Origin of the sequence: Capsulimonas corticalis (genome assembly GCF_003574315.2) — a bacterium.
GTDB lineage: Bacteria > Armatimonadota > Armatimonadia > Armatimonadales > Capsulimonadaceae > Capsulimonas > Capsulimonas corticalis.
In genome coordinates this window covers 6,867,715-6,883,090 of sequence record NZ_AP025739.1, presented here as the reverse complement: position 1 = coordinate 6,883,090, position 15,376 = coordinate 6,867,715, and the positions used below count along the sequence as shown (strand labels likewise).

Sequence of the window (15,376 nt, the reverse complement as noted above, 5' to 3'; positions counted from 1 at the left end):
AAACTCTGACTCCCCTTCTCCCAGAATTGGGAGAGGGGGCCGGGGGTGAGGGCCGCTCTTAATACCGTCCCAGCAGTGCGTTTCCTACGGACGCCAGCCATTCGCGTTCGGCTTCGCCGGTAAATTCTCCGATTTCGATTTCCTCGCCTACGGAGCGCAGCGCGAGTGTGCTGCCCCACATGCCTTGCGGGTCGCGGCGCAGGAGAAATCCGCGCAGGTTTTCTCGCAGCAGGAGGCTGCGCTTGCGGGAGAAGGGGACGGCGCGGGTGATGGCGACGCCTTCGCGGCTGATGCGCAGGGTTTCGGTGGTGAAGAACGGGCGCATGACCAGGTACACAGTGCCCCAGCCAATGGCTTCGAAGGCGAGCCAGACGGGGAGCAACCAGTAGATGTAATGGTTGAGGTATCGGGAGATGTGGCCGTGGTCCATGTTCAGCTCCGGGCCGATGATCAGGCGCTTGGAGATGAAAAAGACCAGACCGACGTAGAAAAACGTGAAGAGGGAGAAGACGTACAGGGTGGTCGGGATCTTATCGATCCATGTCGCTCGGCGTGGCGGAATCGTGATCTCGGCGGCGTCCCGCTCCTGCGTTACCTGGATATTGCAGCCGGCGGGACGCTCGATCGCGCCGGGGATTTCTTGCAGCAGCATGGCGATACCGCCGTCACAATTCTAAGCGGTCGAAACGACCCTGCTGTACGCCGAGCGCATCCTGCAGAATCCGATAGGCGTCCTCAATGCGGGAGAGGATGCGCCGCGCTTCCGCCTGCTCCGGCGAGCCCGCCGGGAACTTGTCCGGCGCGCAGCGTTCGCGCAGTTTGACGACCGCCTTTTCCACGGTGGGGAAGGCGGAGCCTAAGGGAACGCCGATGATTTTGTAGGCGTTCTCGACCAGGCTTGCCGTTTTGGGTGCCGCCGGCGTTTCGTCCTCGGACGGCGTGCTGAAGTTGTAGCGCTCCGGCGTGATCTCGCGCCGGGCGGCGGCGGCGTTTCGGGCGGCCGCGATCTTGGCGGCGGCGCGCTCCATGGGATCGTCGCTGGCGGCGGGAATGGAGCGGCCGTAGTCGGTGTTTTCGCGCGGCAGAGCGCGGCGCAGTTCCTCCTGCGCCGCGGCGTCGATATCTTCCAGACGTCCACGGGCGGCGTCGAGGTAGGCTTTGGCGACCTTATAGAGACGGTCGGGCATCGAACTCATGAATCGCTTCTTCTCACGTCCAATAGATTAGGAGGCGGACGGACCGGTTCCGTTGCCGCCCACACGCGCTTCCAGTTCCTGAAGCTGCCGGTCGATCTCGCTGGTTGATGTCACGTGGCCCGGCGTCGTCGAAGTCGTGGCGGGCGTGGACGCCGGACGCAGGCCCAGCTTCTCTTCCATCTTCGCCAACTCCGCGTCGGCGGCGGTGCTTGCGCCGAGGTCGTCCAGAGCGGCGATCTTGTTTTCCAGCCGTCCCTTAGCCAGTTCCGTGCGCGCCGCGCTTTCGCTGCGGGCGTTGCTGATCTTGGACTGGGCGCGTTCGAAGGCGGCGTCGGTGCCGTCGGTGGTCATGCCGTCGAGCGCCTTGTTGATGGACGTCTCAATCTGCGCTTGCTTCCACTGCGCCTTCATCGCCAGCGCCTGTGCGGTTTTGGCGCGGATACGCTCTTCCTCGCGGCGGATCGCGACCTTGATCGCTTCCGTCGTCTCAACGACGTTCTCCAGCGACGCCTTGGTGCTAGTCAGAGTCGTCTCGTACTGCCCCTTCTCCACCAGAAGCTGCCGGGCAAGATCGCGGTCGCCGTTTTTCAGCGCCAGCTCTGCTTTGGCCTGCAAGTTGGCGATCGTCTTTTCCGTCTGATCGACCAGATTTTGCAAGTTATTCTTCTGAGTGATCGCCTGAACGGCGCGCTCACGGTTCTTTGCCTGCGCCTCGCGCATTTCCTGCTGCGCCTGCTGGAGCAGAATTTCCGGATCCTCAATTTGATCCAGCTTGAAGCCGAGTACGGCCTTGATATAGCGCCAAATCCTGCCGAACATAAAAGACTTCCCCTTTCAGCGCAATACTCTCACTGGATGAGACGCGCCGGCGGTCAAAAAGTTGCAGTGGGTAACTGGGAACATTATATCCCACTGGAGGAGGTTTTACAACGTGGAGACACGCGCGGCGCATACGGAAGCCCCCTCTTGACACTGGAGCCCAGGTATAATCCTCAGGTGACACCTTCTTTAGACGATACGATCTGTAGTCTCGCCACGCCTCCGGGCGTCGGCGGCATCGGCGTGATCCGCATCAGCGGCCCGGCGGCGTTCGCCGTGGCCGACGCCGTGACGCGGCGGCCACGGAGCGTTCCAAGCGCTTCTTTCGCGGGACATACCCTGCATCGCGCGGACGTGCTGGCGCAGGACGGCTCGGTGATCGACGACGTTTTGCTCGCGATTTTCCACGCTCCCCGCTCCTATACCGGCGAAAACGTCGTGGAAGTTTCCGCCCACGGCGGTCCGGTCCCGCTTCGACGCATCCTGAGCCGCTTGCTCACCCACGGCGCGCGCCTGGCGCAGCCGGGCGAGTTCACGCAGCGCGCCTTTCTTAACGGCAAGATGGATCTGGCGCAGGCGGAGGCCGTCGGAGATATCATCGCCGCACGGACCGATGAGGCGCTGGCGCTGGCGCGCAGCCAGCAATCGGGGCGGCTGAGTTCGGAGGTCGCCGAAATCCGTCATGTGATCCTGGGAGTGATGGCGCGGATCGAAGCGTCAATCGACTTTCCCGAGGATGTCGGGGAGCTGGATACGGATCTCTGTGAGCGCGAGATCCAGGACGCGCAGGCGCGCATCGCTCGCCTGCTCGCCACGGCGGATCGCGGCATCCTGGTGCGGGAAGGCTTGAAGATGGTTCTCGCCGGGCGCCCCAACGTCGGCAAATCGTCGCTGCTGAACGCCCTGCTGCGGGTTTCCCGCGCCATCGTCACTCCGATACCCGGCACGACGCGCGATACGCTGGAGGAAAGCGTCAACATCCGGGGCATCCCCGTGCGCGCCGTGGATACCGCCGGCGTCCGGGACACCGACGACCTGGTCGAGAAGCTCGGCGTCGAGAGATCCATGGAAAGCCTGCGCGGCGCCGACCTCGTGCTGCTCATTCTGGACGCCGCCGTAGGCGAAACCGACGAGGACCGCGCCTTGCGCGCGCAGCTCGGAAGCACGCCGCACGTCATTGTCTGGAACAAGTGTGATCTTCAGACTCCGGAAAACGCCGGCCCGGACGACGCCCGCGTTTCGGCTTCGACAGGCGAGGGGATCGAAGCGCTCGAAGAAACCATCGCCCATCGCGCCCTTTCCGGCGGCGTGATCGACACCGGCTCGGCGGGAGCCGTGATCTCGCACTCGCGCCACCGCCATGCCCTGGAAGCCGCGCAGGCGCGCCTGGACGACGCGCTGGCGACCCTGCGCGGCCACATGCCCGCCGACTTCATTTCAATCGACGTGCGCGGAGCGCTGCTGTCCCTCGGCGAAGTGACGGGCGAGACCGCGACGGAAGACATCATCCACGAAATCTTCTCGCGCTTTTGCATTGGGAAGTGAATTTAGTACACCCCCGTCGGCGTTGTCGCGATCAAGTGGATGTGCGGCGATCCGGTTCCCGTGGTGTTGTTGACGGTCCAGTACCAGGTGGTGTTGTCGGTGGGGCCGGTGGTGTAGTACGCCGTCCAGTTTCCGCCGGTGTATGAACCTGAGGGGAAGTAGACGGTGTTGGACGGGGTGGACGCCTGCGCGACGCCCCGGTTCTGCGGTCCCGGATCCGACCAGATCCCATTTCCCGTTCCGGCGCTGGTGGTGGGCAGAATCCCGATGAACTTCACTCCAGGGTACTTGTCGCACATGTAATAGATCCCAGAGGCTCCCGAGTCTTCATCGAAGCCGTAGAAGGTGATCCGTGTGTCTCCCGACGTGTTGGCCGGGGCGTAGCCAAAGTAAATCTGGATCACGGCGCTGGAGCTGACGCGGTTGCAGTTGAACGAATTGTACGTCTTCTCCCCCATCGTCGTCCCATTTTTGATCGCGTTGCCATTGGCGTCCACATTCGGCGATTCGGCGCCTGAGCCGTACAGATTCTCCCAGAGCTGATCGACCGTCAGGCCGTGATTGGCGGAGTTCGCCGGATCCCAGGTATCGGTTTGGTAGGGATCGGAGAGATCCGGGCGCGCCTGTCCGGTGTTGACGTCGGTGACGTGGTTGAGCGCGGGGTGGGGCGGGCCGGCGCGGAGCAGGAAGCCGTTTTCGTCCAATCCGGTCCCCGGATTGCCGCTGCCGTCGTCGCTGCGGACGTTCACCGTGAACGTTCCATTGGGATACTGGCTGGCGTCGAACTGGAAGCCGCTTGGCGTTACCCATTTGTCATTGGTGTTGACCTGGTCGGCGTCGCCTTCGCCATACACCTTCGTCGCGATCTGCGTTTGGACATCCTGCCCGTTGATATATTGATCGCTGTAAAGGGTGTAGCGCCACTTTTCCGACGTCGTATTGGAATTGGTTTCGTCATAACGCCCGTGGGTGTTCGCGCCCTCATAGGTGTCCGGGTCGTAAATCTCCACGTCCACCTGCGACGTTCCGTTGCGCATCGCGTAGTCGGGAGGGACGTTCAGTTGATAGTCGAGACCGTGGGCCGCGTAGAGCGGATTGGTCGTTTTGGTGAACGTGCCGTCAATCGCGGTCCACTTCACATCGACGGCGTCGCCGCGCGTCGCGCCGTTGTCGGGGCCGTAAGCGGCGTAGTTGCCGAAGCCGCCGACACGTCCATACCAGGTCGGGTCCTGCTGCTGCCAGAGAAATGAATCGTAGGCGGCGGTCCCGGAAGCGCCGATCGGCTCCTGTGTGTTGTGAAACAGATAGCCGAAGAACATCGGCTCGGCGCGGGAAACGTGGACGTGGACGTGATGCGGATCGCCGCCGTAGGCCGTGTCCACCGTCACGTTCGAATAGTGATTCTGATTGGCCATCTGTGTCGCGGCGGCGACCGCCGCCGCCGTGCTGCCGCCGTGGGCCAGTTGCCAGGCGCCGGCCAGAGCGGCCGTGTCGGCGGCCTTCTGGGCGTCGGTCGTACGCGAATACAGATAGCTCACGTCGATCGCCCAGCCGGCGAACGCGATAATCGCCACCAGCGCCAGCACCGTATAGACCACGACGACCCCGCGCTGCCGGGAATGTCGATTGCGTATCGTTTGCCTCATCATTGCGTTTGCCGCACCATTCCTCTATTTCACGGATCTATTCGATCAGTTCCGTTGTCGTTCTCGTAATGTAGACCGGCCCCGAGCTTGTTCCCGGAATAAAGTCCTTCATGAAGTACTTCTGGCTGATATCATATTGAATGCTGACCGTGATCGGAGAACCGGCCGCGCGGGTGGGGCTGGACTGGGCAGGGGAGATGGTGACCTGATTGATCTGCGCGTAACTGATCGTCGTATTCGAGCACGCGGTTTGGATATAGTTGCGGATACTGCCGGCGGTCGTCGCCGGCTGATCGGCGGTTGACTCCATGGAATGCACCGCCGCGAAGCGCGCTCCCTCGCGACTCAGATGACTCAGCGTGTTTGTCGCGTTCAGGATCACCGCATACTGGATGATGCCAAAAAGCATAACCGTCAGAAACGTGATGACGACCGCGAACTCAACAATCACTGCGCCGCGAGTGGAGCGGCGCCGCCGGCCCTTCATCGTCTTGTCCTCATAACCTCGTCGTCTTCTCATGGGCGTTTCGCGTTCCTGGCCGGCGAGTCGGATTGATTTTGAGAGTGTTTGCCGGCGCTTCATGGAGATTATAAATCGAAGTCTCGGCGAACGAGTTCGTCTCGGGATACGCCGCGCATTTCCGGGGATGAATGGGACAAAAACACGGATGAAAATCGGCGTCGAAAATCGCGAAAATCCACCGCCGCCAAGCAGCCGGGAATATGCTAGAATCCTCTGTGCGCCACGTTCTCACCCTCCTCAACGCGTTTATCGAAGACACCAGCGTGATCGTGATGGTCGCGTATCTTCTGACGCGTTCTCCGGCGGCCCTGGAGCTGCTGGAGCAGCGCCGGCGCACTCCTTTTGAGACGGTGCGCCTGGGGGTGATCTTTGGGATCGCGGCGCTGACGGAGATCGTATTTCCCGGCGCGCGCTATCCCTATGTGACGGATACGCTGATCATTACGTTCGTGGCGCTGACGGTTGGTATCCGGGTCGCGCTGGTGTGCGTGGCGTTTGTTGTTCTGGGCGCGCTGTCCTTAGAGGAGCCGGTCGTGGCCGCCGAAAGCATCTTTGCGGCGTTCGCGTGCGTTCTCGTCACTTATCCGCTGCGCATGCTGACACAACAGCGGTTTGTGTGGACCGGGCTGCTGGCCGGCGTGCTGACCCAGGCATGGACGCTGGCGTTCTCCATGCTGCTGGACCCGCTCCGGGGCGTGCTGTCTAGCGGCCACGCCGCCATCAGCGTGGCCGCGAATGGCTTCGGCGTCCTCTTGCTGATGCTGGTCACCGGGGACGCGCGCACCCGGGCGCGCAGCGAGCGGCACCGTCTGCAAGCCGAGCGCGCCGAAGCCCTGTCCGTGCGCTCGCGGCTGGCGGCGCTCCAGGCGCGCCTTCGCCCGCACTTTCTGTTCAACACGCTGACGGCGATCGCGGCGCTCTGCCGCGTGGCGCCGGAGCAGGCCGAAGAAGCGGTGATGGATCTCAGCGCGCTGATGCGCCAGAACTTGCGCGGGGATGAGAACGCGCTCGTCCCGATCCATCAGGATCTGGAGACCGCGCGAGTTTACGCGCGCATCGCCGAAAAACGATTTGGAGAACGTCTGACCATTCACTGGCGTCTCGCCGCCGACGATGGCGCCGCGCTGATGGTTCCGGCATTCACCGTCCAGACTCTCCTGGAAAACGCCATCGTCCATGGGGTGGAGCCGAAGATGGAGCCTGGGACGGTCGTCGTGTCCCTTCGAGGTGGACGCGGGCGCGCGATCCTTGCGGTTCAGGATGATGGGGCGGGGATGGCGCGGGACGCGCGCCGCACGGCTTTGGAAGGATCGGGACCCGCGCAGCACGGGCTTCAGATCCTGACGCGGCAGATGAGACTTTTGTATGGGGAGCGTTCCCGCGTGCGTTTGTACAGCAATGAAGACGCCGGAACATTGGCGGTATTGATGGTTCCCGACGGCCGCAATGGAGGAGCAAAACGATGATCCGAGCCGTGATTGCCGATGACGAGCCGCTCGCGCGCCTGCACCTGCGAAAACTTTTGGAGGATCAAGCGGTCGAGGTCGTGGGGGAGGCCGGCGATTCGTCGCTGGCGCTCCAAATGGCGGAAGACCTGCGTCCCGACTTGCTGATGCTCGATATCCGCATGCCCGGCCTCTCGGGCCTTCAGACGGCCGAGGCGCTGACACATCTGGATGCGCCGCCGCTGATCGTGTTCGTCACCGGCTACTCCGAATACGCCGCGGACGCCTTCGAGCGAGACGCGCTCGATTACCTTCTCAAGCCCGTTTCGCCCGCGCGCCTGGCGAAGACACTGACACGGGCGCGCGGACGTCTCACGGACCAGCAGGCGCGCCAGGACGCCGCGCAGGCGATCGATCGGCGCGCAATCGCGGAAGCCGAGCCGTTGCGCCGTCTCCCGATCCGCGGCGACTTCGCGGTGCGCCTGATCCGCGTCGAGGAGATCCTGTGCGCCGTCGCGCGGGAAAAGCGCGTTTATGTCCGCACCAAGGACGGCGGCGAGCACCGCACCTACTACACGCTTGCCTATCTCGAATCCGTTCTCCCCGCCACGGACTTTCTCCGCATCCATGATTCGTGTCTTGTGCAGCTTGGAGAAGTGGAAGAACTGCTCTTTTTAGGCAGCCACGCCTATGAAGTGCGTCTGTCCGACACGCAGCGCCTGCCCGTAAGCCGCACGCGCTATTCGGACCTTCAGCGTCGGCTAGGGCTGGACGTGCTAAAACCCGCGTAAAAGAATTTTTTTGTTTGGAGTTTAGAACGAAACGCTCTTGGGGATTTTACTGGTGAATTGAAAAACCTAAGCGCGCTGGGAGGATGATATTCTTCTCCCGGGCCAGTCGCGGCCGGCGTGGAGCCATCGACGGTAACCCAATCGTCCATGTCTGCGATGAGCCGGATCGCGCGGCGGCCTCACGTTTGGGAACAGTCTCACTGACAACTGAATATCGACGTCATGGCGGTCGCCGGAATATACCGGAGGCCGCTTTGTCATTTATGGAGACCCTAAGGCAGGCGCTCGTTGATGTTGTTATTCGGGTCGTGAACTTCTAAATAGGCCGGGGCGACCAAACGATCAATCAATACAGCCAAACAAAAGCTTCCAGGAACACGTGCGGATTCGTACCAAATTGCTTGGAAGACGCCGCTGTCATAGACTGCTTGCCCAAGAATCTGCGTGGCCGCAACATGTCCGCGCTTTTGTGCTTGGCGCCAGTGCCCTGTGAGTTCCGAAGTACTGGTTCCGAGTGCGGACTGAACTGTGGGATCGCTGATATCCAAAACGCTTTCCAATCGATAGAGGATGGAGGCGTATCCTCCCGGCGGCGTTGGCGGCGCCAGCCCAGGATCCGTCTGTCTCAAAATGGCCTGCACCGGGTTAGCTTCATCGAACGCCGTCGCCAAATCATTCGCAATATAAATGGCCTGAGGTCCCCCCTTTGACGTAAAACGTGCTCCCGCCGCAGGAGCGCCCAGGCCATACAAATAGCGATTTGGATGAAGAGGCGGAGAAGCCGCCAAATATTTATAGTCGATGATTCGGTAGGCATGCCCGTGCATGGAGAGGCGAGGCAATGTGGGCAAAATCCAGGCAAGATCCGTGATTGTGTGCATCAGCCTGGCTGCCCCGCAAGCGCATCTTCCAGCAACTCCGCAATGATCTCCTGCTCGCCCATTTCAATCGCCGACATCGGTGTTTGGTTATTTTCCAGGTCTGGGTTCGGCGTGTTGAGCCAGATCCGAGTTCCTGCCGGCGATCCGGCGAGGCGTGATAGGGCGGAAGCAATCCTTAAAAAAACTTTGAGCTTGCTCTGAACGGCGACAGAATCGGGTGTCTTGTGAACGGTTGCGTATCCACGTCCCAATAGCCCGGCGAGCGTCTTGAGAGGCATCCCGAACCACTCCGCGATCCGCGCCGAATCCAATCTTCCACTCTCTTGATTGTGCAGCTCAGGCATCACATGCATCCAGGGCGACTGCTTTTGAGATTTTGATATGTCAAATGAGAGAGTCGCCTTTTGTGGCCGCTCGATGAGTTTTGCCTGGTTACGCCGGTGAGATTCTTGTATTAGTTCAGCCACGCCGCGTACGCGGAGTCTTAATTCCCGGTCGCTCGCCGTGCTGCTGACCCAGGTGACGCCCGGCTGGGAAAGCGCAGTCAGCGTACGCTTCGGTACATTGCCCATAATATCCACCACATACACAAAACCCAGATCTGGCTGCGCTTTACGCAAGCGAACAGCTTCCTGGAGTGTCGGAGCGCCGGGAGTTTCCAAATTGAACACCACGACGTCTCCCGGCGTATATTCGTGCGCATGAGCGGCGTAGTCTCGCCATGTCGTACTCTGCTGGTTTGGTGAATTCTCTTTCGGTTCCGCGCCGGCGCGCATGCGCCGAACAGGCCAAAAACGCTGAGATAATTTCCCCTCGTCATCCACGATTAAAATATTGCTCATCGTTTCCTCCTTCGAGAAGATTGTACCCTGAACACTCGTGACTATCAAGCAGAAATCGATAGAGAATCAACTGAAAATCAACTTTTCTGTTCACTTGTTTATCGTGGATTGCGATAAGCCATGGAGAATGCGCGATCTAATCGCTGTTCTGCTCGGCCACAGTTTCCGGATCTGTTTTCTCTTCTTCTTTGGGAAGGCGCTTGCTCTCGGCGTCTTCCAGAACCACGGAGCCGTAGCAGGCGGTGGGGCTGCCGACGCGCAGGGCCCAGCCCTGGTCGCCGTAGCTCCAGTGCCACCATTCGCCGACGTAGTTGGTCAGGCCGGCGTCTTCCATCGCGCGGATCAACATGATTCGGTTTTCGCGGGCGTGGTCGGGGAGGGTGTGAAGGTAGGTGGGGGCGGTCGCCCAGAAATCGTCGCTGGCGGTGAAGTCCATCGGCGTTCCGTCGGGGTTGAGGACGCCGACATCCAGAGCGGCGCCGGTGGTGTGGGGCGGGGGAGACTTGAGCTCCAGCGGCGCGACCATCCGGTTGACATTGCGCTGCAAGGCGGCGGCGCTCCATTCGGGGTGCTTCTCGCGCATGGACGCTTCGACGTTCGTTCGGATCTCCGTCTGCATCTCCCAGGTGCGCAGGCCCGTGCCGACGGCGAGTTTGCATCCGGTCGGCAGCGCCGCCTGGACTTCGTTTACCATCGCGGCGACGGTTTTGCGCAGGAACGGGAGGCAGCCGGGACGCAGGACGACATCGGGGCAGGCGTCGCGCAGGTCTACCAGCGGCTCGCCGTTGTCGACGATTGGGATCGCGCGCAGGCGGCTCAGAGGTTCTCCGAAGGATCGACGGTCAAAGCGGACATCAAATGAATGGAGGATGAGGGGTTTCGGGTAGCGCGGCGCCGGCTCAATCAATGGTAATCTCTCCCTCAAATACAACATCGGCGGGGCCGGTCATGGCGATCGCCGCGCCTTCGCCCGCCCAGGCGATGCGCAGAACGCCGCCTTTCGATCGGATATCGATGGACTCGGCGTCCATCGGGACAACGCCCTGCCGCTTCGCGGCGACTGCGACGGCGCAGGCGCCGGTCCCGCAGCCCAGCGTCTCGCCGACCCCGCGCTCCCAGATACGCACTTCGATCGCACAGTCGCCATTTGGAACGGCCCACTGCACGCTGGTGCGTTCGGGAAAGAGGGGGTGCTCCTCAATGATCGGCGAAAAGCGCGTGAACCGCGCGTCGTCCGCCTCGTCTCCGAAGATCACGGTGTGCGTGCTGCCCGTGTTGACGCTGTGGATGGAGAACGTCTCGCCGTCAATCGTCAGTGGAAAATTCCGCACGGGCGCGCCGGTCGGCCCGCAGAATGGGATCTCTTCCGAGGCGAATCGCGGCAGGCCCATGTCCACCGTCAGTTGACCGTGACGGGCTTCGGCGTCGGATTCCAGAACGCGCACATTGCGTACACCTTCTTTGGTCGCCACGGAAAACTCGCGCTCGCCGGCCGTCCAGCCCCGCGCGAACGCCCAGAGGCCGGCGCAGCGCAGGCCGTTTCCGCACATATCCTCGGAGCCGTCGGGATTGAACATCCGCATCGTGACGGGAGTCGCCTTCGAATTGCTCTGTCCCACCACCAGAAGGCCATCGGCGCCAATGCCGAATCGGCGTTCGCATACCTGCAGCGACAGCGCCGCCAGGTCCCCGTCTTGCGGAAACGCGCTGGCGTCAATCACCACGAAGTCGTTGCCGACGCCCTGCATCTTAGTAAATCGCATGCCATGTCCAACAAGGGACCGCGCGGCGCGGTTCCCAAAGACGCCAAGGTTTCCCGGGGGGTCAGCCTTCGGGATAAGATCCCAGCACGTTCACATAGATGGAATGCTTGCGCAGTTCGGCGAGGGCGCGCTGTACGGGCTCGTCCTTTTCGTGTCCCTGGAAGTCGGCGAACTGGACATATTCCCAGGAAACGTTGCGCGTGGGCCGGGAGGCGATCATGCTGAGGTTGACGTTGTGGTCTTCGAAGGCGCGCAGGGCGCGTCCCAGGGAGCCAGGCTCGTTCTTCACGGCGAACAGCACGCTGGTTTTGTCCCGGCCGGTCTGCGGCGGCTCATTGCGCCCGATGACCAGGAAGCGGGTGCGGTTGTTCGCGTTGTCCTCGATATGGGGCTGCAGGATCGGGACGCCGTAAATCTCGGCGGCTTTTTCGGTGGAGATGCCGGCGCCTTCGGGATCCTCGGAGGCGCGCTCGGCGGCGCGCGACGTCGGCATCGTCTCGACAATCGGGACGTTCGGCAGATGCGTTTCCACCCACTGCTTGCACTGACCGAGCGGCTGGCTGAACGTGTACAGCCGCTTAATGTCCGCGATTGACTTTGCCTGGCTGACCAGCTGATGCGCGATGTTGATGTAGATCTCCGCGCAGATCTTCAGCTCCGTCTCGTGGAACATGTCCAGCGTGTAGTTAACGACGCCCTCCGTGGAGTTCTCGACGGGAACGACGCCGAAGTCCGCCAGCCCGCGCTCGACTTCACCGAAGATCGATGGGATATTGGAGGCGTCGTGGAACTGCGCCGACGATCCGAACCGCTGCAATGCGGCCATGTGCGTGAATGTTCCGGGCGGTCCCCAGTAGGCGACCGTGATCGGCCGCTGCAGCGCGATGCTGGCGGAGATGATCTCCCGATAGATCGCCACCAGCGCGTCCTTGGGCAGCGCGCCGTCGCTGTGCAGCGCAAGAACGCGCTGGATGACGTCGCGCTCGCGCTCGGGAGCAAAGATGCGTACGTTGGGTTCGCCGGCTTTTTGCTTGCCGACTTGCAGAGAAATCTCGGCGCGTCGATTGAGAAGAGAGACCAGTTCGCTATCAATAGCGTCGATCTGCTCGCGTAAATTTGTCAGACTCATGATGGGGCCTGATTCGCCGTGCAAGGGGGGGATTCCTGCCATGAGCGCGCCTCGCCACGCGCTTGACTTCAATTTGGCCACATGCTACAATACCAAACGCATTTTTTCGGCGGCTGGCGGGGAGTTTTTGAGTGGTTTTGCTGGAAATCCTCCCTCTGGCCGCCCTCTTTGGGAGCACCGATTGACCGAGATCGACAATTCAACGGAGACGATACGCCGGCTGCTCGCTTTGGTTGTGGAGCACGGGCTCTCCGATCTGGAGATTGAGCAGGAAGGGATCGCGATTCGGATCAAGGGCGTGAGCGCGGAGGCGCCGCCTGTTTTCGCCGCGCCGCAGATGTGGCCGGCGGCCGTTCCTCAGGTTTCCGCGCCGGTTTCCTCCCCCGCGGCGGCCCCGGCCGCGCCCGCAAAATCCACGACGCGCGTCGCGCTGGAGTCCCCGATGGTGGGCGTGTTCTATCGCTCGCCGACACCGGACGATCCTCCGTTTATTAATGTGGGCGATTATGTCGCCGTCGATCAGACGATTGGTCTGATCGAAGCCATGAAGACGTACAGCGAAGTGCCGGCGGAGAAGTCGGGACGCGTCGTCGAGATCGTGGCGGAAAACGGCAAGCTCGTGCAGATGGGACAGCCTCTGTTCTATGTGGAGCCATCGTGAGTAAAGATCATATCAATGTCGGATTGATCGGCTTTGGCGTCGTCGGAGGCGGAACGGCCCGCATCCTGGCGGAGAACGCGGAGACGATCGCCAAGCGCGTCGGTGCGCCGATCACCGTGAAGCGGATCGCCGTGCGCAGCCTGGACCGAGCGCGGGATTTCGCGGTCGATCCTGCGATCCTCACCACGCGCCCCGAGGACGTTACGGACGATCCCGAGATCGACATCGTCTGTGAACTGGTCGGCGGCATGGATCCGGCGTATGACCTGGTCATGCGCGCGATCAAAAACGGCAAGAATATCGTCACCGCGAACAAAGAGATGATGGCGAAGTCCGGCAACGCGCTGCTGCATGCGGCGGAGCAGAACGGACTGGACTTCAGCTTCGAAGGCAGCGTCGCCGGTGGCATCCCGATCATCCAGCCGCTCAAGCAGGCGCTCGCCGGCAACAAATTCCGCAAGGTCGCTGGGATCGTCAACGGCACCACCAACTATATCCTCTCGAAAATGACGAGCGATGACGCCGATTTCGCCGACGTGCTGGCCGAAGCGCAGGCGAAGGGCTACGCGGAAGCGGATCCGACGGCCGATGTCGGCGGCTTCGACGCGCAGTACAAAACGGCGATCCTCGCGAGCATTGCTTTCAACTCCCGCATCAATCTCGCCGATATCTCGGTCGAGGGCATCACCAAGATCGCCAAGCGCGATATCGAGGTCGCCAAGGATCTTGGTTACGTGATCAAGCTGCTGGGCATCGGCGAGGATCTGGGCGGCGCGGTCTCCGTGCGCGTCCATCCCGTATTGCTGCCGAAGTCGCACCCGCTGGCCTCGGTCAACGATGTGTATAATGCGGTCTTCGTGCAGGGCGACGCCGTGGGCGACGTGATGTTCTACGGACGCGGCGCCGGCAGCATGCCGACCGGTTCGGCGATTGTCGGCGATATTATCGAAACGGCGCGCAATATCCGCAGCGGTTCGACCGGCCGCATGGGCTGCACCTGCTTCGACAGCAAACCCGCCGTCGGCGTCGATCAACTGGAAGCCAAGTTTTACGTCCGCCTCGTCGCGCACGATCGTCCCAAGGTTCTCGCCAGCATCGCCAGCGTCTTCGGCGATTTCGACGTCAGCATCGAAAGCGTCGTCCAGCGCGCGCTTCCGGACGGCGACGCCGAGATCGTCTGGATCACGCACAAAGCCATCGAAGCCAACCTGCGCTCGGCGCTGGACGTAATCGGCCGCTTGAAATTCGTCGCCGGCGTTCAGAACTCGATCCGGGTCGAGGAGTGAGTTCGGGCGGCGTGTTGATTGTCATTTTTGCCGAATGTCGAAGACGTTCGGTGTTATATGAACCTGGCGAATGAATTCGCGGCTAAAAGTACGGTCACCCGCCTTCGCGGGTTCAGATTTAGCGCCGCAGGCGCTTCTCTAAACGCCGTAGGCTCCGAAGTCCGCGAAGGCGGACGGCCGTACTTATAGGCGCGAATTCATTCGCCGGCTATCTTATTTGAGGGGACTGCGGTTTTTTATGTACCTGCCGGCGGATCAGATTCCCCGTGACTTGAATGGCCGGCTCTGGGCGCAGCTCATCGCGCCGCGCCCACTGGCGCTCGTTTCGACGCAAGACGGCGATGGCGTGAAGAACATCGCCCCGTTCAGCTCGTACGCCGCCCTCTCCAACTACCCGCCGCTGCTCGGTCTTTCCTTCGGGCTCCGGCCCGATGGGAGCGAGAAGCGCACGCTTCAGAACATCCGCGCGAACGGTGAATTTGTGGTCAACCTTGTGCCGCGCTATCTGGCGGAGATCATGACGCAGTCCGCGTCGCATGGCGAACCCGAGGATGATTTCGAGCGTTTGAACGTGAACCCCGCGAAATCCGAAACCGTCGCGCCACCGCGTATCGTCGAATGTCCCGCCGCGCTGGAGTGCCGCCTGCTGCAAATCGTGGCGCTGCCGCCCAGCAAATGCGAATTCGTGGTCGCCCAGGTGACCGGCGTTTACCTGCGCGATGAATTTGCCTCGGAAAACGGCTTCGATCCTCTGGCCGCCGATCTGCTGGCGAGCGTGGGGGTGGAAGACTATCTCTCGCTCAACGGAGAGGTGCTGACGCTGCCGAAGACTTGGGAGTGAGGCGCGCG

Annotated in this window: 16 protein-coding genes; 6 read left to right on the top strand and 10 right to left on the bottom strand. The window is 61.8% G+C overall.

All coding sequences use genetic code 11. The annotated features are described in order from the left end of the window. Window positions 1-58: 58 nt before the first annotated feature. Genes D5261_RS29900 through D5261_RS29890 form a run of 3 tightly spaced genes read right to left on the bottom strand, consistent with a single transcriptional unit; the run spans window position 59 to window position 2,015 of the window. On the bottom strand, window positions 59-652 hold the full coding sequence (locus D5261_RS29900) for a DUF2244 domain-containing protein (RefSeq protein ID WP_119322802.1): 594 nt from the start codon (window positions 650-652) through the stop codon (window positions 59-61). 13 nt (window positions 653-665) lie between these two features. Beyond that, window positions 666-1,196, bottom strand: a complete 531-nt coding sequence (locus tag D5261_RS29895; protein ID WP_119322803.1) for a J domain-containing protein — start codon at window positions 1,194-1,196, stop codon at window positions 666-668. 27 nt (window positions 1,197-1,223) lie between these two features. After that, a complete protein-coding gene (locus D5261_RS29890; RefSeq protein ID WP_119322804.1) occupies window positions 1,224-2,015 on the bottom strand; it encodes a PspA/IM30 family protein in 792 nt (263 codons plus the stop codon). A 177-nt stretch (window positions 2,016-2,192) separates the two neighbouring features. Here D5261_RS29890 and mnmE point away from each other — a divergent pair, with 177 nt between their 5' ends. After that, window positions 2,193-3,560 (top strand): tRNA uridine-5-carboxymethylaminomethyl(34) synthesis GTPase MnmE, encoded by a 1,368-nt coding sequence (gene mnmE / locus D5261_RS29885; RefSeq protein ID WP_218025669.1) that lies wholly within the window; start codon window positions 2,193-2,195, stop codon window positions 3,558-3,560. A 2-nt stretch (window positions 3,561-3,562) separates the two neighbouring features. On the opposite strand, the gene D5261_RS29880 is transcribed toward mnmE, so the two are convergent. Then, the gene (locus D5261_RS29880; protein WP_119322806.1) at window positions 3,563-5,209 is read right to left on the bottom strand and encodes a pilus assembly protein TadG-related protein; all 1,647 of its coding nucleotides are present in this window, start codon (window positions 5,207-5,209) and stop codon (window positions 3,563-3,565) included. Between the two features lie 34 nt (window positions 5,210-5,243). Then, a complete protein-coding gene (locus D5261_RS29875; protein WP_165864377.1) occupies window positions 5,244-5,726 on the bottom strand; it encodes a TadE/TadG family type IV pilus assembly protein in 483 nt (160 codons plus the stop codon). Window positions 5,727-5,929: 203 nt separating this feature from the next. Between D5261_RS29875 and D5261_RS29870 the strand changes: the two genes are divergently transcribed. Both D5261_RS29870 and D5261_RS29865 read left to right on the top strand, forming a co-directional pair. Continuing rightward, on the top strand, window positions 5,930-7,195 hold the full coding sequence (locus D5261_RS29870) for a sensor histidine kinase (RefSeq protein WP_119322808.1): 1,266 nt from the start codon (window positions 5,930-5,932) through the stop codon (window positions 7,193-7,195). Beyond that, window positions 7,192-7,965, top strand: a complete 774-nt coding sequence (locus tag D5261_RS29865; protein WP_119322809.1) for a LytR/AlgR family response regulator transcription factor — start codon at window positions 7,192-7,194, stop codon at window positions 7,963-7,965. The genes D5261_RS29870 and D5261_RS29865 overlap by 4 nt, the downstream gene beginning before the upstream one ends. Window positions 7,966-8,237: 272 nt before the next feature. Here the strand turns inward: D5261_RS29865 and D5261_RS29860 are convergent, their stop codons facing one another. The 5 genes from D5261_RS29860 to pheA form a co-directional block, all read right to left on the bottom strand. Continuing rightward, window positions 8,238-8,846 carry an RES family NAD+ phosphorylase gene (locus D5261_RS29860; protein ID WP_119322810.1) on the bottom strand — a complete coding sequence of 203 codons (609 nt, stop codon included), beginning with the start codon at window positions 8,844-8,846 and terminating at the stop codon, window positions 8,238-8,240. Further along, on the bottom strand, window positions 8,846-9,688 hold the full coding sequence (locus tag D5261_RS29855; RefSeq protein WP_119322811.1) for a hypothetical protein: 843 nt from the start codon (window positions 9,686-9,688) through the stop codon (window positions 8,846-8,848). Before D5261_RS29855 ends, D5261_RS29860 begins: the two co-directional genes overlap by 1 nt. 136 nt (window positions 9,689-9,824) lie before the next feature. Then, complete coding sequence (locus tag D5261_RS29850; protein ID WP_165864379.1) at window positions 9,825-10,595, bottom strand: M15 family metallopeptidase; 771 nt, start codon at window positions 10,593-10,595, stop codon at window positions 9,825-9,827. After that, entirely contained in the window at window positions 10,588-11,451 is an 864-nt protein-coding gene (dapF, locus tag D5261_RS29845) for a diaminopimelate epimerase (protein WP_119322813.1), read from the bottom strand. The genes D5261_RS29850 and dapF overlap by 8 nt, the downstream gene beginning before the upstream one ends. Window positions 11,452-11,512: 61 nt before the next feature. Further along, the gene (gene pheA, locus D5261_RS29840; RefSeq protein ID WP_301002346.1) at window positions 11,513-12,604 is read right to left on the bottom strand and encodes a prephenate dehydratase; all 1,092 of its coding nucleotides are present in this window, start codon (window positions 12,602-12,604) and stop codon (window positions 11,513-11,515) included. A gap of 157 nt (window positions 12,605-12,761) precedes the next feature. Here pheA and accB point away from each other — a divergent pair, with 157 nt between their 5' ends. From accB to D5261_RS29825, 3 genes are all read left to right on the top strand, one after another. After that, complete coding sequence (gene accB, locus D5261_RS29835) at window positions 12,762-13,241, top strand: acetyl-CoA carboxylase biotin carboxyl carrier protein (RefSeq protein ID WP_165864380.1); 480 nt, start codon at window positions 12,762-12,764, stop codon at window positions 13,239-13,241. After that, window positions 13,238-14,527 (top strand): homoserine dehydrogenase, encoded by a 1,290-nt coding sequence (locus D5261_RS29830; protein WP_119322816.1) that lies wholly within the window; start codon window positions 13,238-13,240, stop codon window positions 14,525-14,527. Before accB ends, D5261_RS29830 begins: the two co-directional genes overlap by 4 nt. A 238-nt stretch (window positions 14,528-14,765) precedes the next feature. After that, on the top strand, window positions 14,766-15,368 hold the full coding sequence (locus D5261_RS29825) for a flavin reductase family protein (RefSeq protein WP_119322817.1): 603 nt from the start codon (window positions 14,766-14,768) through the stop codon (window positions 15,366-15,368). Window positions 15,369-15,376: the final 8 nt, after the last annotated feature.

Coding starts and splice junctions, on each gene's coding strand:
- D5261_RS29865 (WP_119322809.1), top strand. CDS start 7,192: ATGATCCGAGCCGTGATTGCCGATGACGAGCCGCTCGCGCGCCTGCAC.
- D5261_RS29895 (WP_119322803.1), bottom strand. CDS start 1,196: ATGAGTTCGATGCCCGACCGTCTCTATAAGGTCGCCAAAGCCTACCTC.
- D5261_RS29855 (WP_119322811.1), bottom strand. CDS start 9,688: ATGAGCAATATTTTAATCGTGGATGACGAGGGGAAATTATCTCAGCGT.
- D5261_RS29860 (WP_119322810.1), bottom strand. CDS start 8,846: ATGCACACAATCACGGATCTTGCCTGGATTTTGCCCACATTGCCTCGC.
- D5261_RS29875 (WP_165864377.1), bottom strand. CDS start 5,726: ATGAGAAGACGACGAGGTTATGAGGACAAGACGATGAAGGGCCGGCGG.
- D5261_RS29880 (WP_119322806.1), bottom strand. CDS start 5,209: ATGATGAGGCAAACGATACGCAATCGACATTCCCGGCAGCGCGGGGTC.
- dapF (WP_119322813.1), bottom strand. CDS start 11,451: ATGCGATTTACTAAGATGCAGGGCGTCGGCAACGACTTCGTGGTGATT.
- D5261_RS29900 (WP_119322802.1), bottom strand. CDS start 652: ATGCTGCTGCAAGAAATCCCCGGCGCGATCGAGCGTCCCGCCGGCTGC.
- D5261_RS29825 (WP_119322817.1), top strand. CDS start 14,766: ATGTACCTGCCGGCGGATCAGATTCCCCGTGACTTGAATGGCCGGCTC.
- D5261_RS29870 (WP_119322808.1), top strand. CDS start 5,930: ATGCTAGAATCCTCTGTGCGCCACGTTCTCACCCTCCTCAACGCGTTT.
- D5261_RS29890 (WP_119322804.1), bottom strand. CDS start 2,015: ATGTTCGGCAGGATTTGGCGCTATATCAAGGCCGTACTCGGCTTCAAG.